Genomic DNA, 26,247 nt, shown 5'->3' on the forward strand with positions numbered 1-26,247 from the left:
CGCGTCTAGGCGGCGGCACCGGTGTCTGCTCGCGAGGAGGACGACAGCGTCTTGCAGGCGCGGATCGCGCAGCTCGAGGCGGAGAACAGACGCCTGATCGAAGCGGATGCCGCGCGCTCGGCGCCCGGTCCGCGCCGAGGCCGATCGTGGCGGGCCTTCCTGTCCGCGATGTGCATCGTGCTGGCGGGATTGCTCGTGCCCGTGTCGATCGTGGGCGGCTGGGTGCGGGCGGAACTCGTCGACTCCGACCGGTTCGTCGCGACGTTCGGCCCGCTCGCGGAGGACCCCGCCGTCCAGGCGATGCTCGTCGCCGAGATCTCCGGAGTCATCGATGACCACGTCGACGTCGCTCAGCTGACCGACGACCTCTTCGATGGCGTGGCGACTCTGGACCTGCCGCCCCGGGCGCTCGCTGCCCTGGAGCTGCTGCGCGTGCCGGCCGCCGCCGGGGCGCGCGGCATCGTCGACAGCACGGTCACGCGAGTCGTGGAATCCGAGACCTTCGCGGACGTCTGGCGCACCGCGCTCGGCGCGAGCCACCGTGCGCTCGTCATCGCGGCGACCGGGGGAGCCGACGGTGGCCCGGTCACGATCGACGGCGCGGGCGTCATCGGCATCCAACTCGGTCCGATCATCGGCGAGGTCAAAGCCCAGCTGATCGATCGGGGTGTGACCTTCGCGAGCGTCATCCCGCAGGTGGACCGAACGATCGTCGTCGCGCAGAGTGACGCCCTCGTCACGCTCCGGCTCGTCTACGGCCTGGCCGTGACCGCGGGATGGTGGCTGCCGGTCATCGCTCTGGCTCTCTTCGCCGTCGGGGTGCTCGTCGCGCGCCGACGCACGACGGCGATCCTCGGCGTCGGCGTCGCGTCGGCTTTCGGAGGCGCGACGCTCGCCGTCGCGCTCGGCGTCGGCCAGCTCGCACTCGAGCTCGCGCCCTTGGAGGCCGGAGTGAGTACCGACGCGCTCCTGGCGATCTACGAACAGGTCATCGCCGCGATGCGTCAGACCGCCGTCGTCGTCGCCGTCGTGGGAATCGCCGCGGCGACCCTCGCCTGGAGCCAGGGCCGCTGGCGGGCCGCGACCTCGCTTCGCCGTCTCGTCGCCGCCGTGAACGCGTCCGTCCGGCAGGTGCTCGCACAGCGCTCGATCGGCTCGGGTGCGTTCGGAGCGTGGATGGACCGTCGCCGGGTGCTCGTCCGGACGATCATCGGGGCCGGGGCCGTGCTCTGGCTCGCCGCGCTGCGACCGCTCGGGATAGGCGACATCGTGGTGGTGATCGTCGTCGCACTGGTCGCCTGGTGGTTCTGCGAGCTCGCGCGCCGGCCGGGGACGCCCGAGATCGACGACCCGCTCGCGGCGTGATCTCGGCCCGGGCGGTCACGCCTGCGGTCGCCGCCAGCCCTTCGCCAGCACAGTGGCATCGCGACTGAGGCCGCCACCCAGCAGCATCCCGATCGCGATGGCGATGAGGGACCCGAAGGTCCGCAGGATCGTGCTGGTTGCTCCCGCCGTACCGGATGCCGCCTCACTCAGCCCGATGAAGCCCATCGACCCTGGCACGAGCACCCAATACGCGCACGTCAGCATGATCGCCGTCGACGCTGCGGGTGTGAGACGGCGGGCGAGGTACACGGCCGGGATCACGATGAGCGCGCCGATGAGTCCCGACAGCTCGGCCCCGACGAGCAGGTTGCCCAGCAGCTGCGCCGAGTGCGCGACGACGAGGGCGTACACGATCCAGATCAGAGACCCGGACGGCGCCGAGGAGAAGAGGTAGTAGCCCAGGCTCACGAGGAGGAGGCCGACCCACGGTGCCCAGGCACCCAGTTGAGCGGGAGCCGTGGTGATGGCGGGAGGCTCGCCGGCGACCGAGATGCCCGCGAAGACCCCGAAGGCGAGAAGGCCCAGCCGCGCGAGCCCGAAGACGAGCCGGCTCGCTCCGGCCATCACCTGGCCGGAGGTGAGTTCGACCGCGGCGATGGTGAGGGTGAGTCCCGGGAGGAACGAGACGAGCGACGGTGCGACGAGCCGCAACACGTCGTCGTGGACGAGCGGACGCACCAGCAGCGAGATCAGGAGGGTGACCGTGAAAGCGGTCGCGACGGGCAGGAGCAGCGAGAGCGTGGGGATGCGGGCGCCGATGAACACGATGGCGCCGACGATCACGCCGAGCACGACATAGACGGGCAGAGCGGTGACGGTGGGATTGAGCACCAGGCCGAAGCCGACGGTCAGGAGCGCATAGCCGATGACCGTCAGGATCGAACCGAATCGCGGCGGTGCGGCTTTGATCTCGGCGAGCGCCGCGACGACCTCTGCCGGCTCGGGCGCCTGCGCGAACGCGCGCTGGACGACACGCTCGACCGCGCCCGCCTGATCCAGCCGGAGGGGCTCCTGGTCGGCGGCGACGAATGCCATCTGCGCCGGAGACGTCGAGGGATCTTCGAGGAGCACGAGCGTCGGGAGGACGAAGATGCGCAGCTCGGGTCGTTCGTAGCGCACGGCGAGCTCCTGCAGCGTCACCTGGACATCGCTCGTGGCCTGAGAAGAGGCGAGCAGCGTCGCGCCGAGCTGCCCGAGCATCCCCGACACTCCGGCGTCTCGCTCCGCGGTCGCGTCGGCGCCCGCGTCGGGGTCGGCGGGACGCAGCGCGAGCAGCGCACCGCGGGCCCGGGCGAGGAACCCGGGTTCTCGCTGTCCGCCACGCGACATCGTCGACTCCTCAGCCGACCGGGACGGCGATGAGGCGGTGGCGGATCGCGACCTTGAGCGCCTCTTCGCGCGTCGAGCAGCCGAGCTTGCGGTAGATGGACTTCAGCTGCGACTTCACCGTGTTGGGGGAGACGTGGAATGACGCCGCGATGGCAGCCGTGGTCGGGTGCAGGGGGAGCGCGTTCAGGACGCGGAGCTCACCGGGGGTGAGCGCGGGTGTGCGATGGCTCTCGGTGTGCGTGAGCCCCGCCGTCGCGTCATCGAAGGCGGCGGCCTCCGGCTCCGGAAGGTCCGCACGGACGAGCGAGATCAGCTGCTGCGGCATCGTTGCGAGGAGCCGGCGGACATTCCTCTTCGCGGTGAGGCGCGCGATCTGCCGTGCGGTCTCGGGATCGACCGCGTCGGTGCGCATCATCTCGACCCACGTCGACAGCAGGAGCGCCTCGACCCGCTGCCCGGGCCCCAGGGTGAGATCGGCCGAGATCTGCCGCACACCCCGCGCGGCGAGGTCGAGACGCGAATCCTGCAGCGCGAGTCGAACGGACGCGATCGTCGTGAGGGTGCCGGCCTTGGCGTTCGTTCCCGCCACGCGCCGTGCTCCGGCCGCGTCTCCCGCGGCCCACAGCGCCTCGATGGTCGCCGAGTGGATGACATCGGACGCGAAGGATCCGTGCTGAGTGGGGTGCGCATCGCTCGCCAGATGAAGGGCTTCCAAGGCGTCGTCGGCGCGATGACGCGCCAGCAGCGAGCGCGTGCGAGCGAGGAGCGCGAACGGCCAGCTCAGCTCGATGCTGTCGTAGGACTCCAGATCCGCGAGCAAATCGTCGACGTCGTCCACCATCCGCTCGACGCCCACGAGCGCTGCCGCGGTGCGCTCGGTCATCGTGCTCGAGTTGACGTGCGCACCGGTCGGCGGCGGCTGGTGCACGAGCTCGGCCAGCGCGAGTTCGGCATCATCGAGCGACCCGCGCACGGCGTGCGCGAGGGCCGTGCGCCCGAGCGCCAGTCGTTCGGCATCCGCCTGAGGCGAGAGCCGTCCGAGCTGTCGCGCGGTGGCGAACTCGAGCAGCGCGCGTGAGGAGTCGCCCGCGGCGAGCAGGGTCGACCCGATCTGCTGGTGGTAGTACCACAGCGGTCCGTCGATGCGCTCGCGCGATTCGACCCGCACCTGCTGGATGCGCTCCTCGAGACGACGCGCATAGATGAGGGCCGCGGTGACATCACCGCTGAACCGGAACGCGATCATCTGCACGAGAGTGAGGATGTCCAGTTCGTCGGGGGACATCGATCGGGCGTCGTCGGGATAGATCAGCGGCTTGAAGGGACGCGTCGTCCGGGCGAGCACCGGTGTCATGCGGTGCACGATCCGCAGGACGGGATACCGGGCCAGGACCGAGTTCGGCAGGGCCTCGGTCGCGGCGGTCAGCAGCTCGAAGTGCGCGCTGTAGAGCGGCCACACGTTGGACATCGCCGCCCGCGCGATCGTCTCCGGCTTTCCGGACGCGATGGCGCGTCGCAACTCGGCTTCGGCTCTGACATCGTCGTGGAGGTTCATCAGGAGGCATCCGGCCGCACCACTGTTGTGCACATGCGGGCGGGCGCTACTTCTTGCGCGGGCGGAACCAGGGGAAGAGGGAACCGATCACGACGCCGGCGATGAGGACCGCGAGGAACCATCCCCAGGCGGGCATCGTGAACTGCAGGAACAGGAACCGCAGCGTCGCCGGTCCGACGTTCGAGAAGACGAAGGTCAGCGCAGCGATCGACAGGAGGATCGCGAGGATCACTTTGCCGTTCGCGGCGCGAGTCTCCTTCTCCGCCGCGGTAGTTTCCTTGTCAGGCATACGTTCTCCTTCTCGCCCTGCGATGAGCGTCTCGCAACGGACCCTATCCGCAAACGCACCTCGCGCACGATGGGGTGAGATGCGGGTGATCAGTGGGTGAGAGGCGAGATGACGGGCCGGGCGAAATCCTCTGGGATCCGGCTCGCGATATGAACGACGCGGAATAGTCTCGCCGGCATGACCCCAGGCACCAAGGCACCGCAGAGAATGATCATCCGCAACGTCCGCGTGTTCGACGGCGTGAGCGACACGACCCAGGACAACGTCGACGTCCTGATCGAGGGCGCACACGTGGTCGCCGTCTCGTCGTCACCCGTCGCCGGCGACGCGTCCGACGGCGTGCTCGAGATCGATGGCGGCGGGCGATTCCTGATGCCGGGGCTGAGCGATGCCCACGTCCACCTGATGGGCAACGCCAACAGCATGATGGAGTTCCTGCAGGGCCCGACCGGAGCCCTTTACGGCAACACGATCGCCGAGGCCAAGCGCATGCTGCTGCGCGGGTTCACGACGGTCCGCGACATGGGCGGCGACACCGCGCCCGTGAAGTCGCTCATCGACCGCGGCGTGTTCGAGGGGCCTCGCATCTTCCCGAGCCAGGCGATGATCTCCCAGACCTCCGGTCACGCCGACTTCTCGTTCGTGTACGACGTTCCGGAGGAGTTCGGCGGCAAGCCCAGCCGCACCGAGGACATCCACTTCACGCGCATCGCCGATGGTGTTCCCCGCGTGCTGGCCGCCGTGCGCGAGCAGCTCAAGCACGGCGCCAGCCAGATCAAGCTCACCCTCGGCGGCGGTGCGGCGTCGATGTACGACCCGCTCAACACGCTGCAGTACACGCCGGACGAGATCCGCGCCGCCGTCCAGGCGGCGACCGACTACGGAACGTATGTCGCGACGCACGTCTACACGCCGGCCGGAATCGCGCGTGCGATCGACGCCGGTGTGGCCTCGATCGAACACGGTCACCTGGCCGACGAAGAGACCATCAAGCGCATCGCTGACGCGGACATCTGGCTCTCGACGCAGCCGTTCGCCGAAGACGACCACCACTACCCCGACCCGTCGCGAGCGGCGAAGAACACCGAGATCTGCCACGGCACCGAGCAGGTGTACGAGTGGGCGAAGAAGTACGGCGTCAAGACCGCGTGGGGCACCGACCTGCTGCTCGAGCCGCAGTCGGCTCCGCGGCAGAGCGTCATGGCGGCCCGTCTGAGCGAGTTCTACACGAACGCCGAAGCGCTCAAGATGCTCACGTCGGGCAACGCCCAGCTCTTCGAGATGGCCGGTGAACGCAACACCTACCAAGGCGGCAAGCTCGGCGTCATCGCCGAGAACGGCTGGGCCGACATGATCCTCGTCGACGGCGACCCGCTCACCGACCTCTCGCTCATCGCGGACCCGGACACCAACTTCCGCCTCATCGTCAAGAACGGTCAGGTCGTCAAGAACACCCTCTGATCGGCCTGCTCGACGCCGACCGATTCTCGATATCCCCGCAATGTCAGGAGTGAAAGTGACTTCCAACACCAGCAAGGCGCGTCAGTCGACCAACATCGACCCGACGCTCGCCATCAACCCCGTCTTCGTCCGGCCCGGCGAAGCGACCGAGTTCGACAAGTTCGTCATGCCGGACGGCCCGAGCCTTCCCGAGACCGCCTATCAGATCGTGCACGACGAGGCGATCCTCGACGGCAACTCACGCCTCAATCTCGCGACCTTCGTCTCCACCTGGATGGACGACCACGCGCTGAAACTGTACACCGAGGCAGCCGACAAGAACATGATCGACAAGGACGAGTACCCCGCGACGGCGGCGATCGAGGACCGCTGCTGGCGCATGCTCGCCGAGCTGTGGCACGTCCCCGACACGGCCGACACGATCGGCACCTCCACGATCGGCTCGTCCGAAGCGTGCATGCTCGGCGGTCTCGCCCTGAAGCGCCTGTGGCAGGAGAAGCGCAAGGCCGAGGGCAAATCGACCGAGAAGCCGAACCTCATCATGTCGGCGGCGGTCCAGGTCGTGTGGGAGAAGTTCTGCAACTACTGGGACATCGAGCCGCGGTACGTCCCCGTCACGCCCGACCACATGGTGCTGGACGGCTTCGAGCTCGAGAAGTACGTCGACGAGAACACCATCGGCGTCGTGGCGATCCTCGGCCAGACGTTCACGGGGGCCTACGAGCCCGTCGAGGCGATCGCGAAGAAGCTCGACCAGATCCAGGCCGACACGGGACTCGACGTGAAGATCCACGTCGACGGTGCTTCGGGCGCCATGGTCGCGCCGTTCTGCCAGCCCGACCTGGTGTGGGACTTCCAGATCGACCGGGTCAATTCGATCAGCACGTCGGGTCACAAGTACGGACTGGTCTACCCCGGCGTCGGCTGGGTCGTGTGGCGCAGCCAGGCGGTGCTCCCCGAGAGCATGATCTTCCACGTCAGCTACCTCGGCGGCGACATGCCCACGCTCGCCCTGAACTTCTCGCGGCCCGGTGCTCAGGTGCTGCTGCAGTACTACCAGTTCCTGCGTCTCGGACGTGAGGGCTACCGCGCCGTCCAGCAGAACTCGATCGACGTCGCGACGTACCTGTCGAGCGAGATCGCGAAGATCGGTCCCTTCGAACTCATCAGCAAGGGCGACACGATCCCCGTGTTCGCCTGGGTCCTCAAGGACGGCTACACCGACAAGTGGAGCCTCTACGACCTCGCGGACCGCCTGCGCATGAAGGGCTGGCTCGTGCCGGCCTACCCCATGGCCGACAACATGTCGGACATGGTGCTCCAGCGCATCGTGGTCAAGGTCGGGCTCAGCCGTGACCTCGCCTCGGCGCTTCTGGCCGACATCAAGGGCGAGGTGGAGTTCCTGCAGTCGCTCACCGCGCCGCTTCCTCGCGAAGTGGCCAGCGGGTCCCACTTCCACCACTGATTCGACCGTGTGCGGGGAGGACGCTCGGCTGCGTCCTCCCCGCACACGCGATTCACCGACCGAAACACGGATGGAGAGACCATGACGACGGCGGCCATGACGGTGGACGTTCCCCGGCGCTTCTTCGTGCCGACCGTGACGAAGCAGTGCTGGATCTTCATGATCGGCTCGTCACTGTTCGCTGTGGGGTCCGCACCCGGACTCAGCGATCTGATGGGCGCGAGCGCATCGAACCTCTGCTATTTCGTCGGCGCCTGGTTCTTCACGACGGCGGGACTCATCCAGCTCTTCCTGAGCGGCGCCATCGCCGTCCCGGTGTCGTACGCGCCCGGACGGATGGTGCGTGCCGAGTGGCTCGCCGCCGCGACGCAGACGTTCGGGACGCTCATGTTCAATGTGAGCACGACGGCCGCCCTGCATGCGAAGACGGTCACCTCTCAAGAGCATCTCGTGTGGAATCCGGATGCCGGCGGCTCGGTCGCCTTCCTCGTGAGCGGCGTCCTCGCCTTCGTCGCGTACGCGCACCACGCGCGCCTGCTCGACCTGGGCAAACGCGCGTGGTGGTCGGTGCTGGTCAACTTCATCGGCTGCGTCGCGTTCGGCCTGTCGGCGGTGGGGTCCTACATCCTCCCCGGCGGCGACACGATCAACAACGCTCTCGCCAACGGCGGGACGTTCGTCGGCGCGATCTGCTTCTTCCTCGCGTCGCTCATCGTGCTGCCCCAGTGGAACCGCTCGGCGAACCGGGCGGCCGCACCCCGCGGGGCGGACGGCATTCCCCCGGTCATCCAGTGATCTCCGAGGGCCTTGCGACCGATCCGAAGCCGCGTCGCGCGCTCATCGACGACGAGTCCGCGGCGATCATCATCGCCGCCTCCGTCTTCGTCGTCTCCGCCATCGTGGCCGCGGTGGTGTTCTGGGGTCGTGAGCTCCCGATCGCCGGTCGCGGGTCGCTCGGCGAATTCGTCGCGATAGCGGGAGCGGTGGCGGCAGCCCTCGCCTTCGCGGGCGGCCGGTGGGTGGCATCCGTCCTCAAGATCGGGGGGATCCCCGGGCAGACCCGCGCGCGCTATCTGTGGTTCGATCTCGTGGCGCTCTCGGTCGCGCACGCCGCGATCGCGCTCCTGGGCTGGACCGGCATCGCGACGGTCCTCGAGCACAGCTTCATCGGCGCCACGGTCTTCACCACTCCCGCCGTCGTGATGGCCGCAGCCGCGACGGCGCTGAGCGGATACGCGGCGTATCTGTCGGGGCTGAGCCTGACGCCGCGCCAGCTGTCGCTCGTGCTCGCGCTGTTCCTCGCGGTCGGGATGATCACCGCGATGCTGAGCTCGAACGATCCGCAGTGGTGGCAGATGAACCTGTCGGCGCTCGGGATCACGCACGACATCTCCTCGCTGACGTTCAACCTGACCCTCATCATCTCGGGCGTCATCGTCACGACGATCGCGCGCTTCGGCACGGCGTCGCTGCCGGCCGAGACCGTGGCGGAGCGTCGTCGCCGTGCCGTCGTCCGCGCGCTGTTCGTACTCATCGGCGTCATGCTCGCGTGCGTCGGGGTCTTTCCCGTGGACCGCTTCTTCCTGCTGCACAACACCGTCGCGACGGGGATGGCGGTCGCCTTCGGCGTGCTCGTCATCGGTGCGCCGTGGCTGCTGCCCACGGTGCCGAAGACCTTCATCGTGCTCGGGTACGTCTTCGTCGCCGCCGTGGCGGGGCTGGCCCTGCTCTTCGCGGTCGGCATCTACAACCTCACGGCGGTCGAGCTCATCGCCGCCGTGCTGATCTTCGCGTGGATCATCCTGTTCCTGCGCAACGTGCAGACGAGAACCTGACGATGCTCGTCGTCCTGGCAGACCTGCTGACCATCGCGGTCGCGGTCGCCATCAGCCCGCTGGCGATCGTCGCCGTGATCCTCATGGCGACGGCGGGGAAGGGCCGCTCCAACGGCACGGCCTTCGTGCTCGGCTGCTACGTGTTCATGGTCGTGTTCGTCGGGGTTCTCGTGCTCATCGGTCGCGCCGCGGGAACCGAGGATGCGCATTCCGTCCCACGGCTGCTCGTCGACGGTGTCGAGATCCTGCTCGGCATCGCGCTGCTGACGATGGCCGTGCTGCAGTGGCGCAAGAGAGGGACGAAGGACACCCCCGGCTGGATGGACAAGCTCGACGGACTCACGGTCGGCAAGGCGTTCATCGTCGGCGTCCTGCTGTCCGGTCCGCTCTCGCCCAAGGACCTGCCGCTGCTCATCGCCGCGGGAGGGCGGATCTCCCAGGCCGACCTCCCCGTCGAGCAGATCGCCTCGGTCATCCTGATCTTCGCCGCGATCGGCATCACCGCGGTCGCGATCCCCTGGGTCGTGAGCATCGTGGCCCCGCACCGCGCCGAAGCGACGCTCGCCAAGCCGCGCGACTGGCTGGTCGCGAACCACGCCGTCATCGTGACCGTGCTGTTCATCATCCTCGGGTTCAAGCTGGTGGGCTCGGGCGTCGCCGACCTGGTCGGGTGATCGCCGGAATGTCCATCGAACTGCTCGTCGTCGCGGTGATCGCGATCATCGCGATCACCCTGACCTCGACACTGGCCGATCGCATCGGGGTCGCGGGGCCGCTCGTCCTCGTCGCCCTCGGCGTCGTCGTCAGTCTCGTGCCCGCGATCCCGGCGCTCAGCGTCCAGCCCGAGCTGATCCTGGTCGGTGTGCTCCCGCCGCTGCTGTACTCGTCGGCGGTGTCGGCTCCCGCGATCGAACTGCGGCGTGATCTGCGCGCGATCAGCGGCCTCGCGATCCTGCTCGTCATCATCAGCTCCCTCGTGCTCGGACTCTTCTTCGCCTGGGCGATCCCGGGACTGGGCCTTCCTCTCGCGATCGCGCTGGGTGCGATCCTCAGCCCCACGGATGCCGTCGCCACATCGATCGTCCGCAAGCAGGGGGCGCCGCGCCGGGTCGTGACACTGCTCGAGGGGGAGAGCCTGCTCAACGACGCGACGGCGCTCGTGCTCCTGCGCACGGCGATCGCCGCGGCCGCGGCGGGCTTCTCGTTCGCGGCGACACTCGGCGCCTTCGCCTGGGCGGTGCTGTCGGCCGTCGCGATCGGCGCCGTCGCCGGGGTGATCGCGCTGCGACTGAGGGCGTGGACGCGCAACGCGACGGCGAGCACGGCGGTGGGCCTGATCGTGCCGTACCTCGCCTATCTGCCGACCGACGCGGTCAACGGCTCGGGGCTCGTGGCGGCCGTCGTCGCCGGTGTCGTGTGCGGTCAGGGTGCTGTGCGCCGGCTCACACCGGAACAGCGGATCGCGGACAAGGTCACCTGGCGCACCGTCGAGTTCATCCTCGAGGGCGCCGTCTTCCTCGTGATGGGGCTCGAGCTCTACGGCATCGTCGAGAAGAACATCGCGGCGCACGAGGGTCTGCTGCACGGGGCGATGATCGCGGGCGCGGCGTTCCTGATCCTGATCCTGGTGCGCGCCGCCTATGTCTTCCCGATGCTCGCCTTCCACTCCTCGCGCATCAGGCGCGCCACGCGAAGGCGGCTGAGCACGGCGAGCGGCACGAGCCGGCGCGCGAGCGTGAAGCGCGCCGGGCGGATCCGTGCCGACATCGACTACTTCGATGCGTCACCGCTCACCTGGCGTCACAGCGTCATCGTGACGTGGGCGGGCATGCGCGGCGTGGTCACGCTCGCGGCGGCGCAGACGCTGCCCAGAGACACGCCCGAGCGCGAGCTGCTCGTGTTCATCGCCTTCGTCGTCGCGGCGGGAAGCCTGCTCCTGCAGGGCATGTCGCTGCCCGCGGTGGCGCGGATCGTGGGACTGGGCTCGTCGCCGCAGACGGGGTTGCCCCGTCGCGCGCTCACCTCGGTCAACCACGAGCTTCAGGATGCCGCGCAGTCGGCGATCGCGAACCGCGCGCTGCATCGCGAGAAGGGCGCCTTCCCGGAGAAGCTCTACGCGCATCCTCCGTCGCGCTTCCTCGCGGGCCTCGGGTCCGACGCCGAGGCCGAGGGTCCCGAGAGGCTGGAGTTCGAGCTGGCCCTCATCGGCGTCATGAGGGTGCGACTGCGTCAGATCGCGGCATCCGGTGCGCACAGCACGAGCGTCGTGCGATACGTGTTCGACGAGCTCGACGCGTACGAGATCAGTGTGCGGCTGCGACTCGAGAGCGAAGGGTGACAGACGGATGGACCTCACTTCCCTGCCGTTGGCGGGCATCGGACTGGCCGTCGCCTCGGCCGCGGTGCTCTCGGTCGGCAACCTCCTGCAGGCGCGCGGCGTGCACGCCATGGAGGAGCGGATGGACCGCGGCGCCGGCGGCTCGCGCACGATCCACCTGATCCGCACGCGCCTGTGGCTGCTGGGCGGCGTCCTCCTCGGCATCGCGATCCTCCTGCAGATGGGCAGCCTCGCGTTCGCGCCGCTCATCGTCGTGCAGCCCATCGGCGTGGCAGCCCTCGTCTTCACCGTGCTCATCACCGCGATCGCCGTGGGGCGACGGCCGCCGCCGGCCGTCGTGCGGGCGATCGTCGTGTGCGTCGTCGGGGTCGCGGCCTTCGTCACGGTGGCAGCCCTCGTGAGCACGCAGCACGCGATCACCGACGTCCAGCTCATCGCGGTCCTCGTCGTGCTCGCGGGAGTGCTCGTCGCGACGGGTGCCCTCCTGATCGTCGGCCGCGCCCGGACCGCTCCGCCGATCCTGTGGGTGCTTCTCGGCGGGGTGTACTCGGCGTTCGTCGCGACGCTCGGCAAGACCGTCATCCTGCGGGTCCAGACGGCGTGGCGTCACCGTGACTTCGCGATCGACGCCACGAACCTGCTCACGATCGGCTGCCTCGTGGGGATCGCGGTCGCGGGGGCCCTGTCGATCTACTTCGTGCAGCGGGCGCACGTGTCCAACCGGCCCGAGGTCGTCGTCGCGGGCCTGACCGTCATCGACCCGACGGTCGCGGTGGTCCTGGGGATCACGATCCTCGGCGAGGCGAGCGACGCACCGCTGTGGGCGGTCTTCGCGTTCATCGGCGCCGGGCTCGTCGCGGTCACGGGGGTGTTCGCCCTGTCCCGCGCCGAACGCCGCAGCGACATCGGCGAGGGGGCCCCTTCGTGAGGTCGTCGGCCTGCCGCGTCACCGACGACCGATGCCCGTGACGCCCGACGCCGCCCGGGGAGCACCCGGGTGGTTCCGGGCGCTCGCGCGCACGACGCCCGCGCCTCTGCAGTGGGATCGCGTCGTGCTCACCTCGATCGGTGTCGCCGCACCGGTCGGACTGGGCGTGCTGCTCGCGCCCCAGCATCCGGCGGCAATCGGGCTGGGCTCGCTGGCCTCGATGGGGGCGATGGCCACCTCGGTGATGGACCTCGGCTCGGCCGGAGCCGAACGCATCCACCGCATGGCCCTCGTGTCGGTCACCGCTGCGCTCGGATTCGCCCTGGGGACGCTCGTGTACGGGAACACCGTCGCGACCCTCGTCGCCGTGGTCGCCGCGACGCTGGTGTCCGGGCTCGCCGGCACGGTCAGCGCGACCGCGTCGAGGTCGGGACTGTACTTCCTCGTCTTCGCCGTCACGGCGGCCAACGCGGACTTCGGGCTCGCGAATCCGTGGGAGGCGCCGGTGGTGTTCTTCCTCGGCGCGGTGTGGCGGCTGAGTCTGACCACGGTCGTCGCCGCCGTGATCGGCGCCAATCTGGCACCCGAGAAGCGCGCCGTCGCCGCCGTGTACGACGCGATCGCGAATCAGCTCGCGGCGTCGGGCACCCCCGCCGCGGACGCGGCGGGGTCGAGGCTGACGAACGCGCTCAACAACGCGTACGACGTCATGATCGCGGCGCGCACCGCCGTCGCCGCGCGGGACGTGCGATGGCAGAACCTCGAGACGGTGCTGAACGCCTCTGCCCCGGTGGTGGATGCCACGATCGCCACGACGACGAAGGGGCTCGCGACCGATCCCGATGTCGTGACCTACGTGCGAGCGGTGGCAGCGTGGATCAAGGATCCGAGAGCGACCCCGCCCGCCCCGCCGTCGCCGGCGGGAGCGGGCGGGCCGGACGCCGAACGCGCGGCGCTCGCGTCGTCCGTGCGCTTCCTCGCCCGCGTGGTCGAACGGGTCGGCAGTGACGAACGGCGGCGGTTCGTCGCGGCATCCCGGGCAGGACTGCCCGTCGGGCCGTCCGTCCTGGAACGGCTGCGCGAGGCCGGCCGCACACTGGCGGCGGGCAGCGAGACGTGGCTCGCGATCCTGCGGCTCGTGCTGTGCATGGCCGTCGCGCAGGGGATCTCCCTCGTCCTGCACCTCGAGCACCCCTATGTCGTCATGCTCACCGTGGCGCAGATCATGAAGCCCGACCTGGGATCCGTTTTCGCACGGGCGATGCAGCGCGGAGCCGGCACGATCATCGGCGTCATCCTGGCCACGATCGCGACCGCGCTGATCCCGCACGACGGATGGCAGGTGCTCGCCGTCCTGGCACTGGCGGCCCTCATCCCGATCACCATGCCGCGGAACTACGGCCTCTATTCCGGCGTCAGCGTCTGTCTCGCCGTCCTCCTCGTCGAACTGCACGCGGGAGCGAGCGCGTCGCTCATCGAATCCCGCCTGTTCGACACCGTCCTCGGGTGCGTCGTCGTGCTGGCGATCGGATATCTGCCCTGGCCGTCGACGTGGCGCGCGCCTCAGCTCCTCGCGCAGCAGGTCGCCGACCTCGCCCGCGGCATGGCCGACTATGCGACCGTCGCCCTCGCGGATTCCTCCGCCGTTCGCCCGCCGAACGGCGACGGTCCGGCAGACCCGTCGATTCCCGGTCGCGCCCAGACGACCGCACGGCGCCAGACGTACCGCCGCATCTCCGATCTGCGCACGCGCATCGTGAGGTCGCTCGCCGAGCCCCCGGCGATCAGCGCCGCAGCAGCGTCGTGGACACCCGAGATCACGGCGCTGGAACGCGTGGCCGACGCGGTCACGGCCGCCGCGACGACGACCGTCGTCTCGGGCGCCGAGCTCGAGTCGCGCGATGTCGACCGCGTGCACGGGGCGCTGACAGACCTCGCCGCCGCGATCGCCGACGACCGTGCGCCCGGCGCGGACGACGTCCCCTCTTCCGGCGCGCTCGCCGATGTGGGCGACGAGATCAGGTCGGCGAGGGGCGCGCTGTCATTGCGCGTCCGGCAGCGCACGCACCACGTGCGTGCCGAAGCGTGACGAGGTCTCGAGGAGCCGGAACACCTCATCCGATGCGCCCACGACACAGACCTGCAGCACGCCGCTTTCGAACAGCTGGTGCATGAGCTCGTCGGTGAAGTCGGTCGTCACCGACTCCACCTCGTCGGCGACGAGTCTGAGCTCATCGGTGAACGCGAGGATGTGGGAGCGGCGGACGATCATCTCGGCGGCGGCCCGGGAGTCGGATGCTCGGGGGAGCGTGATCGAGTCCATTCGTCTCTCCTCAGGGGCGGTCGGAGCGAATCGACCCCGCTCCGGCTGCCGCCAGCCTAAGCACGGCACCGGGAACCGCCGCCGTCTCGCCAGCCGATTTCGCCCGCACCGTACCCCGGCCATCACCCTCGCCGACGAGCCGGTGCGGCAGGGTGATGACGGGGTGATCGGGGGAGTGCGCGGCGGGTGAAACCTGACGGAGTCACCGGGATGCGCCCCGGCGCGAAGTTAGAGTCTGGGGGTCACCGGGAGGTTCGATGTTCGAGGTCGTCATCACGATCGTGCTCGGTGCCGTCTTCGCCGTGGGTGCCGCCTGGGTCGCGCAGCACGTGCTCGGCACGCCGATCGGCTGGGTGCGGGCGATCATCTTCGTCGCGATCATCTATACGGCCACGGTCCCGATCGTGCGCGCTGCGCTCGAAGCCGGCGATGTCATGGTCGACGGACAGTTCGTGGTCTCCAGTCCGATCGGCGTCGTGTTCATCGCGGTGGCACTGGGCTGGCAGTTCGCCCTCGCGGTGACCGTCATCATGATCTCCGAGCTCTTCTGGCCGTCCGGGCGAGGGTGGCATCCGATCCGCGGGGTGAAGGAGCTCCTTCACCGCCGCAAGCGCATGCTGCGTTACGCGCAGACATTGCGGATCGCGTCCAAGCACGGTCTCAGCCTCTTCGGCAGCCACCGCAAGGGAGAGGACCAGGACGTCCCGGCGGCCGTCGTGGCCGCGATGAACGAGGCCGGGGTCACGTTCGTGAAGATCGGGCAGGTGCTCTCCACGCGCGACGACGTGCTTCCGAGCGAGTTCACGGATGCATTCGCGACGCTGCAGATGCAGACCACTCCCCTTCCCTGGGACGACGCGAAGGCGGCGATCGAGGCGGAGCTGCCGGGCACCATCGACGAGGTGTTCGCGTGGGTGGATGAAGTCCCGATGGCGGCGGCCTCGCTCGCTCAGGTGCACGCCGCGCGGCTGCATCCCGCGGAGGGCGAGACCGAGGGGGCGAATGTCGTCATCAAGATCCAGCGCCCGGACGCCCGCGCCTCGGTGCAGATCGACTCGGACATCATCGTGCGTCTGGCACAGCAGGCCGAGCGCCGGGCGGCGTGGGCGCGGGCCTACGGGCTGAACGCGCTCGCGGGCGAATTCGTGCGTTCCCTCAAAGAAGAACTCGACTACCGCATCGAGCTGGCCAACACCGAGCTGCTGCGCGACACGCTCGCGCGCTCGAGCGTCCGTGCGGTGCACGTGCCCGAGGTGTACCCGGCGCTGTGCACCGAGCGGATGATGGTGCAGGAGCGGATCGAGGGCATCCCGTTCTCGAACCTGGACGGCGGCCTTCCGGCCGCCATGGCCGACGCCGAGCCGCGCGAGCGAACCGAGGAGGAGCGGTTCGAGGTCGGCGACGTGGCCGGGACCGTCTCGTGGACGCGACCCGACCCGCTTCCCACGGCGCACGAGATCGCCGACGTCCTGGTCGACACCGTGTTCGAGCAGATCGCGGTCCGCGGGGTCTTCCACGCCGACCTGCACCCGGGGAACATCATCCTGCGCGCCGACGGGCAGATCGCCCTCATCGACTTCGGCTCCGTCGGCATCCTGGAGCGGAGCATGCGACGAATGCTGCTCGCGATGATGTCCGCGATGGGCGCCGAGGACGACATCGCCCTCACCGATCTGCTGCTGATGATCGCCGGCGAGCCCGCGGATGGATCGGAACTGGATCGGCGGGCACTGCAGCATGAGATCGGCGTCATCCTCACGCGCGTGCACAACGGGCGCACCGATGCGAGCATCTTCACCGAGGTGATCGACGTCCTGCGCCGGCACCAGCTCGCGCTTCCGCCCGCTCTCATCCTCGTGTTCCGCACGATCGCCTCGATGGAGGGCTCATTGCGCCGGCTCGTGCCCGACTACGACATGGTCGATCAGGCGCTGACTCGGACGACGTATTTCGCGCGGCTCGCGTTCGATCCGCGGGACATGCTGGCGGATGCCCGTGTGCAGCTGCAGGTGGTCGGCGAACAGCTGCGACGGCTGCCGCGACGGATCGAAGCGATCGGCGCGCAGTTCGAGAACGGCACCTTCGGCATGAGCCTGCGGATGTTCCGCGACCCCAACGAGCGCAGCTGGATCGCCTCGCTCGTCGGTCAGCTCACGACGGCGCTCGTGGGCGTCGTCCTCGTCATCGCGGCGGTCGTTCTCGTGGTGTTCGGCGGCGGGCCGCTGTTGACTCCCGACGTCTCTCTCTTCCCGTTCCTCGGTGCCGTTCTCGGTCTCGGCGGCATGCTACTGGTGCTCAGATCCCTGCGAACCGCACTCATGCGGGGCGATACGCCCGCAGGGCGGTAGCCGGAGGGTGTCTATCGCACGGGCGCTGCCGCATCGAGCGCGGCGGCCGCGGCACGTCGTCCCTCGGCGATGAGGCGCCCGACGTCGCGCATCGTCCACTGCGCCATCCGCTCCATCTCGGGTTGAACGAGCACGACACTCGGATCGCGCGCGAGATCGGCCGTCCGGGTGGCGGTGCGCATCATGCGCACGTTCTCCCACTTCGCGTGGAGGTGCACGACGATGACACGCTCCGCACCGAGCTGTCGCGCCGCCGCGTGCGGCACGTTGTCGACCATTCCGCCGTCGGCGAGCAGCTGGCCGCCGAGGCGCACGGGCGGGAGCAGCCCCGGCACGGCGATCGTCGCGCGCAATGCCGTGCTCAGCGGTCCGGTGTCGATCGTGACGGCACGGCGAGTGCGCAGATCGGTGGCGACGGCTCCGAAGTGACGCGGCAGGTCCTCGATGCGCGGGTCCTCCTGGAGGAGCCGCTGGATGGCATCGGTCACGACGTGCGAGTCCAGCAGCCCCCAGCGGGGCCGGAAGGTCCACCGGGCGACCCGACTCCAGCGGAAGGTCCGCGCGATCCGCTCGATGGCGTCGCCGTCGAGTCCCGCGGCGAAGGCAGCGCCCACGAGGGCGCCCGAACTCGTGCCGGTCACGATGCCAGGACGGATGCCGCGCTCCTCCAGCACCTGCAGAACCCCGACGTGTGCCGCACCGAACGCGCCGCCACCGCTGAGCGTGACGGCGAGCCGCGCATCGTCCGCGGCATCGCCTGTGTCGGGGATCACGTGGTGACCGTACCACCGGGCGAGCCGGGCACGGCAGAGTGAGAACCGGGTGATTCCGCGGGTGAGGAGCCGGGATGATTCCGCGAGCGTCGCGCACCGGCACGATCGGTAAGGTGCAAGCAGGAACGGACGGAGACGTGATGACGCGTGTAGCGGTTGCTCAGGTGGGCTCGGTGCTGTTCGACACCGACGGCACGATGCGCAAACTGCGCGCCTACGTCGATGACGCCCGTGAGCGCGGGGTCGAGTTCCTCGTCTTCCCGGAGGCGTTCATCGGCGGCTATCCGAAGGGGCTGTCGTTCGGCGCCGTGCTCGGCTCGCGAAACGATGCCGGGAGGGACGAATTCCTCCGTTACACGCGGGCCGCGATCTCGATCCCGGGGCCGGAGATCGATGAGATCGGGCAGCTCGCCCGCGAGGCTCGGATGACGATCGTGGTGGGGGTGATCGAACGGGACGGCGGCACCCTGTACTGCACCGCCGTGTATGTCGGGCCGGAGGGGGAGTTCCTCGGGAAGCACCGCAAGCTCATGCCGACCGGCACCGAACGTCTCGTCTGGGGTCAGGGCGACGGCTCCACGATCAGCGTCGTCGATTCTCCGGCCGGCCGTTTCGCCGCCACGATCTGCTGGGAGAACTACATGCCCCAGTTCCGGCTCGCGACCTATCAGCAGGGCGTGCAGCTGTGGTGCGCTCCGACCGTGGATGACCGCGACATCTGGCAGGCGACCATGCGTCACATCGCCTACGAGGGCCGGTGCTTCGTGCTCAGCGCGTGTCAGTACCTCAACGTCGACTCGCTGCCCGACGGCTACGATCTGCAGCGTTCCGGCGACGCCCGCGGCGACCTGATCCGCGGCGGCAGCGTCATCGTCTCACCCTTCGGTGACGTGCTCGCCGGCCCCGTCTACGGGGAAGAGACGCTGCTGGTCGCCGACATCGATCTCGAAGATCAGCTGCGCGGAAAGTACGACCTCGATGTCGTGGGTCACTACGCGCGGCCGGATGTGTTCTCGCTCACCGTCGACACGACGCCGAAGTCCGCCGTCGTGCGGTCGGGTGCATCCGATTCGGGAGCGCCCGCACCGGTCCCGTGATACGCGGCGCCGCCGTCGGCGACGGAGCGGTCCAATGCGTCGGCGAGCCGTGAGATGACCGTCGCGGCGGCGGCCGCTTCATCCTCGGAGAGCCCGTCGATCACCTCGACGATCGTCTCGTGGTGACCCGAGAACGCCTCGTCGACCCGTCGCACGGCCTCGTCGGTCGGAATGAGGTAGCGCGCGCGCCTGTCGGTCGGGTGCTGTTCTCGCGTGACGAGTGAGCGCCTGACGAGACGTTCGACGATGTTCGTGACGTTCGCGCTGGAGGTCGAGAGCATGACGATGAGGTCTTTCGGCCCGATGGCGCGGTCGTCGCGACGAGCCTGGACGAGGTATCGCAGGGCCGTGAGATCGAGATGCAGCAGTCCGGAGGACCGGAGAGCTCGCTGCGACTGCAGCCGTTCCGCACGTCGCAGCCGGAGGATGGCGTCGCTGAGCCGCTGCCCCTCGGGGGTCTCGGGCGGGGCCGCATAGAGGTGTTCGCCTTCGCGGCGCATGATGCTTCGCGGCACTGCTGCTCCTCTGCGCTCCTCGTGGCGCATCCCCAGCGTAGCCACACGGCAGCGGCCATCGCCAGGGAATTGCACAATATCGAGGAATCACATCGGATGTGAGTGTAAGAAAGGAAAAGACACTTCAGGTGAATTACTAGCTAGGTTGTAATAAAGCTCGTTTCCCCTTCCCCCAGAGAGGAACCCCGATGGGCTACCTGTACTACGGCGCTGAACGCACGCCTGCCGAGATCCCCGACCGCGTCCTCGCTCATATCAAAGTGGTCGTCACGACCAAGCTGCGCCGCAATGAGAGCTTCACACTGACCTGGCCGCACCCCGACGGCGCCGCGGGCCGCACGTCGATCTGGCTTCAGCCGTCCATCCCGCTGCGCTTCGTGTTCGACACCCCCGAGGCCGAGCGCCTCGATGAGCAGATGCTGCGTTCGTACGCCGAGCAGGCGCATTCGTCGAAGGGCCTCGTCATCGACTGGCGTGAGGAGCATTCGTCGACGGCGCCGTCACTGAAGATCGCGTCCCAGCCGGAGGACGTGCCGGAGCGTCAGGTCGCCTGAGGCGCGCGGTCACGCCAGAGCGGTGTCGGCGGGCAGCGCGTACCACGTGCGGTCGTGATAGATCAGCGGTCGGGAGCGCGCGGCCGCGTCGGCCTGCTCCGTGATGGCGAGCGCCTCGATGATGCACAGCGTCGACGTGCCGGCGCGCACCCGTTCGACGACGCGCGCCCGGACGAGGACGGGCGCACCCACGAAGTACGGTTCGCCCTCGGGCGTCACCGCCCACGTCCGCGGATCACCGAAGCGGTCGGCATCGTGCCGTGCGCCGAGTCTGGCCAGCCATGCGCTGCCGGCGTCGAGCAGATGCACGATGAGCGTCTCGGCGCGCAGCAGCACGGGTGCGCTCGAGGACTCGTCCGACACCGAGAAGACCAGCAGCGGCGGTTCCGCGCTGACCGATGCCAGCGAGCTGACCGTCATCGCGACGTGCCGCCCCGCGTGGGTGGCCGTCACGAGGGCCACGCCGGCCGGGTGGTTGCGCAGCGCATGCCGGAACCGGTCCGCCGTCGCGGCGTCGATCGTCAAATTCATGGTCGGCTCCTTCGCTACGACGTGACGGCGGGGGTCCACCCCAGGGCGGGCGCGATCGTCGTGGCGAACTGCTCGAGCCGCGCGATGCTGAGGTCGGCGCCGGGCGTGCTGTCGCCGGCGGCGGGGTAGAGGCCGACGGTCGGCAGCAGGTCGGTGACGTACCCGAGCAGTGCCGGATCGTCGCGCAGGTCGTCGATGACGTCGTCGACCGTGCCGTACCGCGTGACGCGTCTCAGGTATCCCTCGGTCGACAGGTCGGCGAGGTCGGGCTTGTAGGCGTCGGCGAAGGTGCGTCGGAAGGTGTTCAGCCCGTCTTCGACCGTGCGCTCGATGCTCTCCCGGCTCTCTCCGACATAGGTGAAGCGCAACGCGCCGATCCGCGGCGCCCGGTCGGCCGGCTGCGTCGCCTTCCACGCCGCGAGATAGGCGTCGATCTTGGCGCGCTGATCGTGCACGGGGTGGTCTGCGAACGTGCCGATCAGCAGTCCGTTGCCCGCCGCGGCGGCTTCGGCGGCACGTTCGGGGGTGCCGACCGACTGCCACAGGCGGTCGCGCAGGCCGGGTGCGACCGGACTCAGCCGGCGCGGCTCGTCGTCACCGGTGAGCGATCGTCCTTCCAGCAGCGCATGGAGCGTGCGCAGGTTGCGGTCGAACAGCTCGCGGCGCGCGGCGTAGTCGAGCCCGAACGCCGTGAACGCCGCGCGATCGCCCCCGCCCGACCCCAGCCCGAGGTTGAGGCGGCCGCCGCTGACGAGGTCGAGCACGGCGGCATCCTCGGCGAGTCGCACGGGGTCTTCGAGCGGCAGCACCGTGATGGCCGTGCCGAGCGTGATCCGCTTCGTCTGGGCAGCAACCGCCGCGAGCAGCACGAGGGGGGACGAGAGCCGACCCGACCCGAGCCCGAAGTGGTGCTGCCCCACCCACACGCTCTCGTAGCCGAGTTCCTCCGCGGCGACGATCGTGTCGATGAGCTGCGCGAGCACGTCGGCATCCGACTGCCCGGGCACCCCCGGCACCTGCGTGAAGAACCCGAGCCGGAAGCCCGGCGCGACGGCGGCGCGCTCGGGCGCCTTCTCGATGATCGTGCTGCTCACGGTGTCGTTCCTTTCGGTGGGGGCACCGCACCGACCGACCAGCGGCTGTCGAGCTCGCCGTTGACGAGCCAGTCCCCGACGAGTCGGGAGCGGTAGACGATGGGATTGTGGCTCGCGATCGTGCGAGCGTTGCGCCAGTGCCGGTCCAGCGCCAGCGTCCGATCCAGTGCCGACGCGCCCAGCGCATCGAAGGCGCGCCCGGCGGCGTCGGTGACGAGTCGGGGGACGACGGTCTGCGCCTGGTAGGTGGCGGCGGTGACGGCGCGGTCATCGTGCGGCTCCCCGTCGGGGTCGTCCGCGAAGAGCGCGTCGTGCCGGCGAGCCACATCGACGACGATCGCCTCGGCCGCTGCGGCCGCCGCGGCGACCTCGCCCACGATCTGCAGGATCTGCGGATCGGCCTGCACGGTGTCGGCGGCGCCGTGCGCATAGACGCGCCGGCGACGCCGCACTTCGCCGGCGAGATCGTCGCTCGTGCGCCGGGCGATGCCCGCCGTCACGGCGAGCAGGACGAGCTGCAGCAGATCTCCGTCACGGGCATCGGATGCCACCGGCGCGATCTGCCACGCCTCGATGAGCACGTCGTGGAAGTTCGTCGCCCCGGTCGCCGTGAGCTTCTGCCCGAAACCGTTCCACGTGTCTTCTCGCGACACCCCCGCGGCGTCGGCGGGAACGATGACGACCTCGGGGGACGCGTCGCCCTTCGCGACGATCACGAGGATCCAGTCGGCGTAGAGGTTGCCCGTCGAGTACTCCTTGCGTCCGCTCAGTCGTGCCGTGCCGTCCGCAGACCGCCGCAGCGTGACCGAGGACCCGCCGAGCGGGGTGCCCGGCGTGTCGGTGACGCCGTTCGCGATGAGATCGCCCGCCGTCACCGCGGCGAGCAGCCGTCGCCGGTACTCGCTGTCGGGAGAGCGCACCACGCCGTGCACGGCGTGGAAATGGCCGCGGAACGCCTGCGCGATGTTCGGATCGGCGGCGGCGAGGTCGATGAGCAGACGCGTGAGGTCTTCGATGCTCCCGCCGAGGCCGCCGTCGTCCTCCGGCACGAGCAGCGTGCCGAACCCGGCGACCTTGAGCGCGGCGATCTCGTCGAACGGAAGCTCGCGAGTGTCGTCACGGTGAGCCGCGTCGCGTGCGATGGCGGCGAACAGCGGTGCGAATCGCTCGCGCAGCAGCCGGTACACGGCGGCGCGGGCGGGCGCGATGGCGAGTGTCGACATGTGCTCGCCTCAGTCCACGAGGATGTCGTTGAAGTCGGACACGTAGATCTCCTCGAAGCCCTCGGGGAACGTCTGGAAGGCGCCGGTGCCGACGAAGAATTCGATGAGGGCGCGCTCGGTCTCGATGAAGGCGTCGTCGATCGGGATCCACGTGCTGCTCACCTTCTCGCCGGCGATCCGCGCGGCATCCACCGAGATCCCGTTGAGTGCGGCGACGTCCGCCGCCTCTTTCTCGGGGTCGTCGGCCGACGTCGCGAAGAAGTCGTTGAGCGCGGCCAGATAGCTCTCCAGCGCCGCTCGCTTCGCAGGATCGTCGAGACGGCCCTGATCGGTGACGAGGGGATAGTAGTTGTCGATCCTTCCTTCGCCGTCGGACAGTTCGCGCAGGCCCTTCGTCTCGACGAGCGAGCTCGAGACCGGCTCGATCGAGATGATGAAGTCGACCTGTCCCGACAGCAGAGCCGACGTCGCGTCGGGCACCTGCTCGAGGATCGTGAAGTCGTCCTCGCCGAGGCCCACCTCTTCGGCGGCCTTCAAGAACTGGATGTAGGAGTTCGTGCTGCGCGAGAACACGGTCGTGCCGCCCTTGAGGTCGGCGAGTGACCGGGCGGTGCTGTCGGGGCCGACCAGGATCGTGTGGGCCGAGCCGTTGGCATCGGTCGATCCGATGACGCGGATGCCGGTGCCGCCGTTGACGTACGACGTCACGGGCCCGACCTCGCCCCACTGCGCGAGATCGAACGCACCTGTCGTCAGACCCTGCGCCACGTCGATGCCGGCGCCGTCGACGTAGGTGACCTCGAGCCCTTCGGGCTGCAGGTCGGCGGCAGCGGCACGATTGAGCGGTCCGTTGAAGATCGAGTACTGCACGGTGAGCTGCAGCGGCCCGTCGCCGTCGGCTGCGGTGTTCTCGGCGGCCGACGAGCCGCCGGCGGCGCATCCCGCGACGGCCAGCATGAGTGCGAGGGCGGCGACGGGGAGGGCGGCGCGCAGGGGCTGTCTGGTCATGGGGTGTTCGCTCCTTGGTGCTGATCGGCGGGTGAGAAGTCTTCGTCGGCGTCCACGCCCAGAAGTGCCAGCACGACGCCTTTGAGGTCGGTGACACGGTGATCGGCGTGCGAGCGCGGGCGCGGCAGATCGACCCGGATGTCGGCGACGATGCGCCCCTCGTCGACGATCACGACGCGGTCGGCGAGCACGATGGCCTCCTCGACGTCGTGTGTGACCAGCGCGACGGCGAAGCCGTGCTGACGCCACACGCGCGACACGAGCGCTTGCGCCTGGAGCCGGGTCAGCGCATCGAGGGCGCCGAAGGGCTCGTCGAGCAGCAGCAGCCGAGGCTCGAGGGTGAGCGCCCGGGCGAGTGAGACCCGCTGGGCCTGCCCGCCCGACAGGGTGTGCGGCCAGGCATCGGCGAAGGCGTCGAGGCCCACTTCGTGCAGCGCTGCCACCGCGCGCCGCTTCAGCTCGCGCCTGTCGTCGCGGAGGCCGAAGACGACGTTCTGCCACACACGCTGCCACGGGATGAGACGCGAATCCTGGAAGCCGACGGCGACCGGTGCCGCCGTCGAGACGCTTCCCGCGGTCGGTCGCTCGATGCCGGCGAGCACGCGAAGGAGCGTGCTCTTGCCGCATCCGCTGTGTCCGACGATCGCGAGGAACTCGCCCGCGTCGACGGTGAGGTCGACCTCTCGCAGCACGATGTTGTCGTCGAACGCCTTCGTGAGGTGGTGGACCGCCGCGGCGGGTCGGGTGTCGAGGAGGGCGGTCATGGGGTGAACCCCTTCCGCCACGGCAGCAGCACGCGTTCGAGCAGCGACACGAGACCGCTGATCAGCAGGCCGATGAGGGCGTAGAGCACGGCGACGAGGATCATCGCGTCGGTCTGACTCAGCTGCGACGCACGCCACAGGATGTAGCCCAGCCCCTCTTGCGGTGCGATCTCCTCGGCGAAGACGAGCGCGAGGAAGCTGATCACGAGGGCGAGGCGCAGGCCCACGAGGAACTGCGGCAGTGCGCCGGGGAAGACGATCGTGCGCAGCAGCCTCCATCCGCGCACACCACGGGTGAGAGCGAGTTCGCGCAAGCGCGGGTCGATCCCGACGACACCGGCAACCGTGTTGAGGTAGATCGCGAATGTCGCGGCCAGCACCAGGATGCCGATCCGCAGCGTCTCGCCGACGCCGAGCCAGATGAGCAGCAGGGGGATCAGTGCCGGGAACGGGATCGCCTTGATCGCGTGGAGCGTGCCGTCCAGCACGCGGTGACCCCATCGCGACAGGCCCGAGAGCAGACCGAGCGTGACCCCGATCACGATGCTGAGCCCGAGACCGACGAGGACGCGCCGCAGCGACACGGCGACGTCGCGCACGAGCGTGCCGTCGGCCAGACGCGTCGTGAACTGCTCCCAGACCCGCTGCGGAGACGCCAGGAGCAGCTCGCTGACCCACTCGTTCGACGTCGCGACGAACCACAGGACGACGGCGGCGGCAGGAAGCAGCAGCGACACCGCGACGGGCGTGAGGCTCGAGCGTCTCACGCGGCGCCGCCGAACCGGGGTCGCGGGCGCCGCCCCGTCGTCGGCGGGGGCGACGTCGCCCGGCGATGGCGCCGCGTCGATCAGAACGGTTGTCGTCATGGGCCCAGGACACACCCGCACCCGGCGCCGCTCAACTTCCGTTGCGAAGTGTGTGCGCCTGTGACTCCGCGTGAATCCATCGCGCGAGGGTCCTTGCGCGCGAGCCGTGCCGTCGGCTATTCGCGCTCGCGGTGAAGATCAGTGCGGCAAGAAGTTCTCTCGCGCGAGCGGCGCGACCTCGAGGTGTTCGGCGTCGGCGCGCGTGACCCATCGCAATTCGGCGATCTCGGCCGCGATCACCGGAGTCTGGGCGCCGATGTCGGCGACGAAGACATCGGCGACGACGACGAATCCCGGCTCGTTCGCGGCCGCGGCGGTGAACTCGCCGAGCGGCCGCAGGTCGCCCGGATCCACGCGCAGGCCGAGCTCCTCCTGCAGCTCGCGGCTGAGGGTCTCATCCGCAGACTCACCCGGCTCCGGCTTTCCGCCGGGCTGCATGAAGGCCGATGTGCCGGTCTTGCGGACGAGCAGCAGGCGACCGTCGTCGTCGGCGATGACGGCGGCCGACACGCGAATGCTGCGCGCGTCGGGTTCGGCGAGAGAGGTCACCCCGGAACGCTAACAG

25 protein-coding genes are annotated in these 26,247 nt (G+C 69.5%); 12 read left to right on the forward strand and 13 right to left on the reverse strand.

The window, feature by feature from the left end:
- Positions 1–21 precede the first annotated feature (21 nt).
- Positions 22–1,365 (forward strand): hypothetical protein, encoded by a 1,344-nt coding sequence (locus ACWIBS_RS13865; protein WP_376128747.1) that lies wholly within the window; start codon positions 22–24, stop codon positions 1,363–1,365.
- A 15-nt stretch (positions 1,366–1,380) separates the two neighbouring features.
- Here ACWIBS_RS13865 and ACWIBS_RS13870 read toward each other — a convergent pair whose 3' ends face one another.
- The 3 genes from ACWIBS_RS13870 to ACWIBS_RS13880 are packed head-to-tail and all read right to left on the reverse strand — an operon-like array spanning position 1,381 to position 4,559.
- On the reverse strand, positions 1,381–2,715 hold the full coding sequence (locus ACWIBS_RS13870; protein WP_376128745.1) for a threonine/serine exporter family protein: 1,335 nt from the start codon (positions 2,713–2,715) through the stop codon (positions 1,381–1,383).
- A gap of 10 nt (positions 2,716–2,725) precedes the next feature.
- Positions 2,726–4,270: a helix-turn-helix transcriptional regulator gene (locus ACWIBS_RS13875; protein ID WP_376128743.1), complete on the reverse strand. Its 1,545-nt coding sequence runs from the start codon at positions 4,268–4,270 to the stop codon at positions 2,726–2,728.
- Between the two features lie 46 nt (positions 4,271–4,316).
- Complete coding sequence (locus ACWIBS_RS13880; protein ID WP_376128742.1) at positions 4,317–4,559, reverse strand: LapA family protein; 243 nt, start codon at positions 4,557–4,559, stop codon at positions 4,317–4,319.
- 177 nt (positions 4,560–4,736) lie between these two features.
- Between ACWIBS_RS13880 and ACWIBS_RS13885 the strand changes: the two genes are divergently transcribed.
- From ACWIBS_RS13885 to ACWIBS_RS13920, 8 genes are all read left to right on the forward strand, one after another.
- The gene (locus tag ACWIBS_RS13885; RefSeq protein WP_376128740.1) at positions 4,737–6,020 is read left to right on the forward strand and encodes a metal-dependent hydrolase family protein; all 1,284 of its coding nucleotides are present in this window, start codon (positions 4,737–4,739) and stop codon (positions 6,018–6,020) included.
- A 55-nt stretch (positions 6,021–6,075) separates the two neighbouring features.
- Positions 6,076–7,485 (forward strand): glutamate decarboxylase, encoded by a 1,410-nt coding sequence (locus ACWIBS_RS13890; protein WP_376128738.1) that lies wholly within the window; start codon positions 6,076–6,078, stop codon positions 7,483–7,485.
- A gap of 81 nt (positions 7,486–7,566) precedes the next feature.
- Positions 7,567–8,280, forward strand: coding sequence for a hypothetical protein (locus ACWIBS_RS13895; RefSeq protein ID WP_376128736.1), 714 nt, complete (start codon positions 7,567–7,569; stop codon positions 8,278–8,280).
- Positions 8,277–9,320: a DUF998 domain-containing protein gene (locus ACWIBS_RS13900; protein ID WP_376128734.1), complete on the forward strand. Its 1,044-nt coding sequence runs from the start codon at positions 8,277–8,279 to the stop codon at positions 9,318–9,320. Before ACWIBS_RS13895 ends, ACWIBS_RS13900 begins: the two co-directional genes overlap by 4 nt.
- 2 nt (positions 9,321–9,322) lie before the next feature.
- A complete protein-coding gene (locus ACWIBS_RS13905; RefSeq protein WP_376128732.1) occupies positions 9,323–9,994 on the forward strand; it encodes a GAP family protein in 672 nt (223 codons plus the stop codon).
- 8 nt (positions 9,995–10,002) lie between these two features.
- Positions 10,003–11,658 (forward strand): cation:proton antiporter, encoded by a 1,656-nt coding sequence (locus tag ACWIBS_RS13910; protein WP_376128731.1) that lies wholly within the window; start codon positions 10,003–10,005, stop codon positions 11,656–11,658.
- A gap of 7 nt (positions 11,659–11,665) precedes the next feature.
- Positions 11,666–12,586, forward strand: a complete 921-nt coding sequence (locus tag ACWIBS_RS13915; RefSeq protein WP_376128730.1) for a multidrug DMT transporter permease — start codon at positions 11,666–11,668, stop codon at positions 12,584–12,586.
- 31 nt (positions 12,587–12,617) lie between these two features.
- A complete protein-coding gene (locus ACWIBS_RS13920) occupies positions 12,618–14,675 on the forward strand; it encodes an FUSC family protein (RefSeq protein WP_376128729.1) in 2,058 nt (685 codons plus the stop codon).
- Here the strand turns inward: ACWIBS_RS13920 and ACWIBS_RS13925 are convergent.
- The gene (locus ACWIBS_RS13925; protein ID WP_376128728.1) at positions 14,628–14,909 is read right to left on the reverse strand and encodes a hypothetical protein; all 282 of its coding nucleotides are present in this window, start codon (positions 14,907–14,909) and stop codon (positions 14,628–14,630) included. The two genes, ACWIBS_RS13920 and ACWIBS_RS13925, sit on opposite strands and share 48 nt — an antisense overlap.
- A 257-nt stretch (positions 14,910–15,166) precedes the next feature.
- Here ACWIBS_RS13925 and ACWIBS_RS13930 point away from each other — a divergent pair, with 257 nt between their 5' ends.
- Entirely contained in the window at positions 15,167–17,257 is a 2,091-nt protein-coding gene (locus tag ACWIBS_RS13930; RefSeq protein WP_376128726.1) for an ABC1 kinase family protein, read from the forward strand.
- A gap of 11 nt (positions 17,258–17,268) precedes the next feature.
- On the opposite strand, the gene ACWIBS_RS13935 is transcribed toward ACWIBS_RS13930, so the two are convergent.
- Positions 17,269–18,030: a patatin-like phospholipase family protein gene (locus ACWIBS_RS13935; RefSeq protein WP_376128725.1), complete on the reverse strand. Its 762-nt coding sequence runs from the start codon at positions 18,028–18,030 to the stop codon at positions 17,269–17,271.
- Between the two features lie 140 nt (positions 18,031–18,170).
- Between ACWIBS_RS13935 and ACWIBS_RS13940 the strand changes: the two genes are divergently transcribed.
- On the forward strand, positions 18,171–19,127 hold the full coding sequence (locus tag ACWIBS_RS13940) for a carbon-nitrogen hydrolase family protein (protein ID WP_376128723.1): 957 nt from the start codon (positions 18,171–18,173) through the stop codon (positions 19,125–19,127).
- Here ACWIBS_RS13940 and ACWIBS_RS13945 read toward each other — a convergent pair.
- Positions 19,022–19,642 carry a MarR family winged helix-turn-helix transcriptional regulator gene (locus tag ACWIBS_RS13945; RefSeq protein ID WP_376128721.1) on the reverse strand — a complete coding sequence of 207 codons (621 nt, stop codon included), beginning with the start codon at positions 19,640–19,642 and terminating at the stop codon, positions 19,022–19,024. The two genes, ACWIBS_RS13940 and ACWIBS_RS13945, sit on opposite strands and share 106 nt — an antisense overlap.
- Before the next feature lie 188 nt (positions 19,643–19,830).
- On the opposite strand from ACWIBS_RS13945, the gene ACWIBS_RS13950 reads away from it, so the two are divergent.
- On the forward strand, positions 19,831–20,196 hold the full coding sequence (locus ACWIBS_RS13950) for a DUF7882 family protein (protein ID WP_376128720.1): 366 nt from the start codon (positions 19,831–19,833) through the stop codon (positions 20,194–20,196).
- A gap of 9 nt (positions 20,197–20,205) precedes the next feature.
- Here the strand turns inward: ACWIBS_RS13950 and ACWIBS_RS13955 are convergent, their stop codons facing one another.
- The 7 genes from ACWIBS_RS13955 to ACWIBS_RS13985 form a co-directional block, all read right to left on the reverse strand.
- Complete coding sequence (locus ACWIBS_RS13955) at positions 20,206–20,727, reverse strand: flavin reductase family protein (protein ID WP_376128718.1); 522 nt, start codon at positions 20,725–20,727, stop codon at positions 20,206–20,208.
- 14 nt (positions 20,728–20,741) lie between these two features.
- Positions 20,742–21,821, reverse strand: a complete 1,080-nt coding sequence (locus ACWIBS_RS13960; RefSeq protein ID WP_376128717.1) for an LLM class flavin-dependent oxidoreductase — start codon at positions 21,819–21,821, stop codon at positions 20,742–20,744.
- A complete protein-coding gene (locus ACWIBS_RS13965) occupies positions 21,818–23,044 on the reverse strand; it encodes an acyl-CoA dehydrogenase family protein (RefSeq protein WP_376128716.1) in 1,227 nt (408 codons plus the stop codon). The genes ACWIBS_RS13960 and ACWIBS_RS13965 overlap by 4 nt, the downstream gene beginning before the upstream one ends.
- A gap of 9 nt (positions 23,045–23,053) precedes the next feature.
- Complete coding sequence (locus ACWIBS_RS13970; RefSeq protein ID WP_376128714.1) at positions 23,054–24,052, reverse strand: ABC transporter substrate-binding protein; 999 nt, start codon at positions 24,050–24,052, stop codon at positions 23,054–23,056.
- Positions 24,049–24,816 carry an ABC transporter ATP-binding protein gene (locus ACWIBS_RS13975; RefSeq protein WP_376128713.1) on the reverse strand — a complete coding sequence of 256 codons (768 nt, stop codon included), beginning with the start codon at positions 24,814–24,816 and terminating at the stop codon, positions 24,049–24,051. The genes ACWIBS_RS13970 and ACWIBS_RS13975 overlap by 4 nt, the downstream gene beginning before the upstream one ends.
- Entirely contained in the window at positions 24,813–25,682 is an 870-nt protein-coding gene (locus ACWIBS_RS13980) for an ABC transporter permease (protein WP_376128712.1), read from the reverse strand. Before ACWIBS_RS13980 ends, ACWIBS_RS13975 begins: the two co-directional genes overlap by 4 nt.
- 138 nt (positions 25,683–25,820) lie before the next feature.
- The gene (locus ACWIBS_RS13985) at positions 25,821–26,231 is read right to left on the reverse strand and encodes an NUDIX hydrolase (RefSeq protein ID WP_376128710.1); all 411 of its coding nucleotides are present in this window, start codon (positions 26,229–26,231) and stop codon (positions 25,821–25,823) included.
- Between the last annotated feature and the right edge of the window lie 16 nt (positions 26,232–26,247).

Source organism: Microbacterium sp. NPDC055442 (genome assembly GCF_053644215.1).

Bases quoted from the DNA above. Each gene is read 5' to 3' on its own strand.
- ACWIBS_RS13870 (WP_376128745.1), bottom strand. From the start codon at position 2,715: ATGTCGCGTGGCGGACAGCGAGAACCCGGGTTCCTCGCCCGGGCCCGC.
- ACWIBS_RS13875 (WP_376128743.1), bottom strand. From the start codon at position 4,270: ATGAACCTCCACGACGATGTCAGAGCCGAAGCCGAGTTGCGACGCGCC.
- ACWIBS_RS13880 (WP_376128742.1), bottom strand. From the start codon at position 4,559: ATGCCTGACAAGGAAACTACCGCGGCGGAGAAGGAGACTCGCGCCGCG.
- ACWIBS_RS13885 (WP_376128740.1), top strand. From the start codon at position 4,737: ATGACCCCAGGCACCAAGGCACCGCAGAGAATGATCATCCGCAACGTC.
- ACWIBS_RS13895 (WP_376128736.1), top strand. From the start codon at position 7,567: ATGACGACGGCGGCCATGACGGTGGACGTTCCCCGGCGCTTCTTCGTG.
- ACWIBS_RS13905 (WP_376128732.1), top strand. From the start codon at position 9,323: ATGCTCGTCGTCCTGGCAGACCTGCTGACCATCGCGGTCGCGGTCGCC.
- ACWIBS_RS13910 (WP_376128731.1), top strand. From the start codon at position 10,003: ATGTCCATCGAACTGCTCGTCGTCGCGGTGATCGCGATCATCGCGATC.
- ACWIBS_RS13915 (WP_376128730.1), top strand. From the start codon at position 11,666: ATGGACCTCACTTCCCTGCCGTTGGCGGGCATCGGACTGGCCGTCGCC.
- ACWIBS_RS13920 (WP_376128729.1), top strand. From the start codon at position 12,618: ATGCCCGTGACGCCCGACGCCGCCCGGGGAGCACCCGGGTGGTTCCGG.
- ACWIBS_RS13925 (WP_376128728.1), bottom strand. From the start codon at position 14,909: ATGGACTCGATCACGCTCCCCCGAGCATCCGACTCCCGGGCCGCCGCC.
- ACWIBS_RS13930 (WP_376128726.1), top strand. From the start codon at position 15,167: ATGTTCGAGGTCGTCATCACGATCGTGCTCGGTGCCGTCTTCGCCGTG.
- ACWIBS_RS13940 (WP_376128723.1), top strand. From the start codon at position 18,171: ATGACGCGTGTAGCGGTTGCTCAGGTGGGCTCGGTGCTGTTCGACACC.
- ACWIBS_RS13950 (WP_376128720.1), top strand. From the start codon at position 19,831: ATGGGCTACCTGTACTACGGCGCTGAACGCACGCCTGCCGAGATCCCC.
- ACWIBS_RS13955 (WP_376128718.1), bottom strand. From the start codon at position 20,727: ATGAATTTGACGATCGACGCCGCGACGGCGGACCGGTTCCGGCATGCG.
- ACWIBS_RS13965 (WP_376128716.1), bottom strand. From the start codon at position 23,044: ATGTCGACACTCGCCATCGCGCCCGCCCGCGCCGCCGTGTACCGGCTG.
- ACWIBS_RS13970 (WP_376128714.1), bottom strand. From the start codon at position 24,052: ATGACCAGACAGCCCCTGCGCGCCGCCCTCCCCGTCGCCGCCCTCGCA.
- ACWIBS_RS13975 (WP_376128713.1), bottom strand. From the start codon at position 24,816: ATGACCGCCCTCCTCGACACCCGACCCGCCGCGGCGGTCCACCACCTC.
- ACWIBS_RS13980 (WP_376128712.1), bottom strand. From the start codon at position 25,682: ATGACGACAACCGTTCTGATCGACGCGGCGCCATCGCCGGGCGACGTC.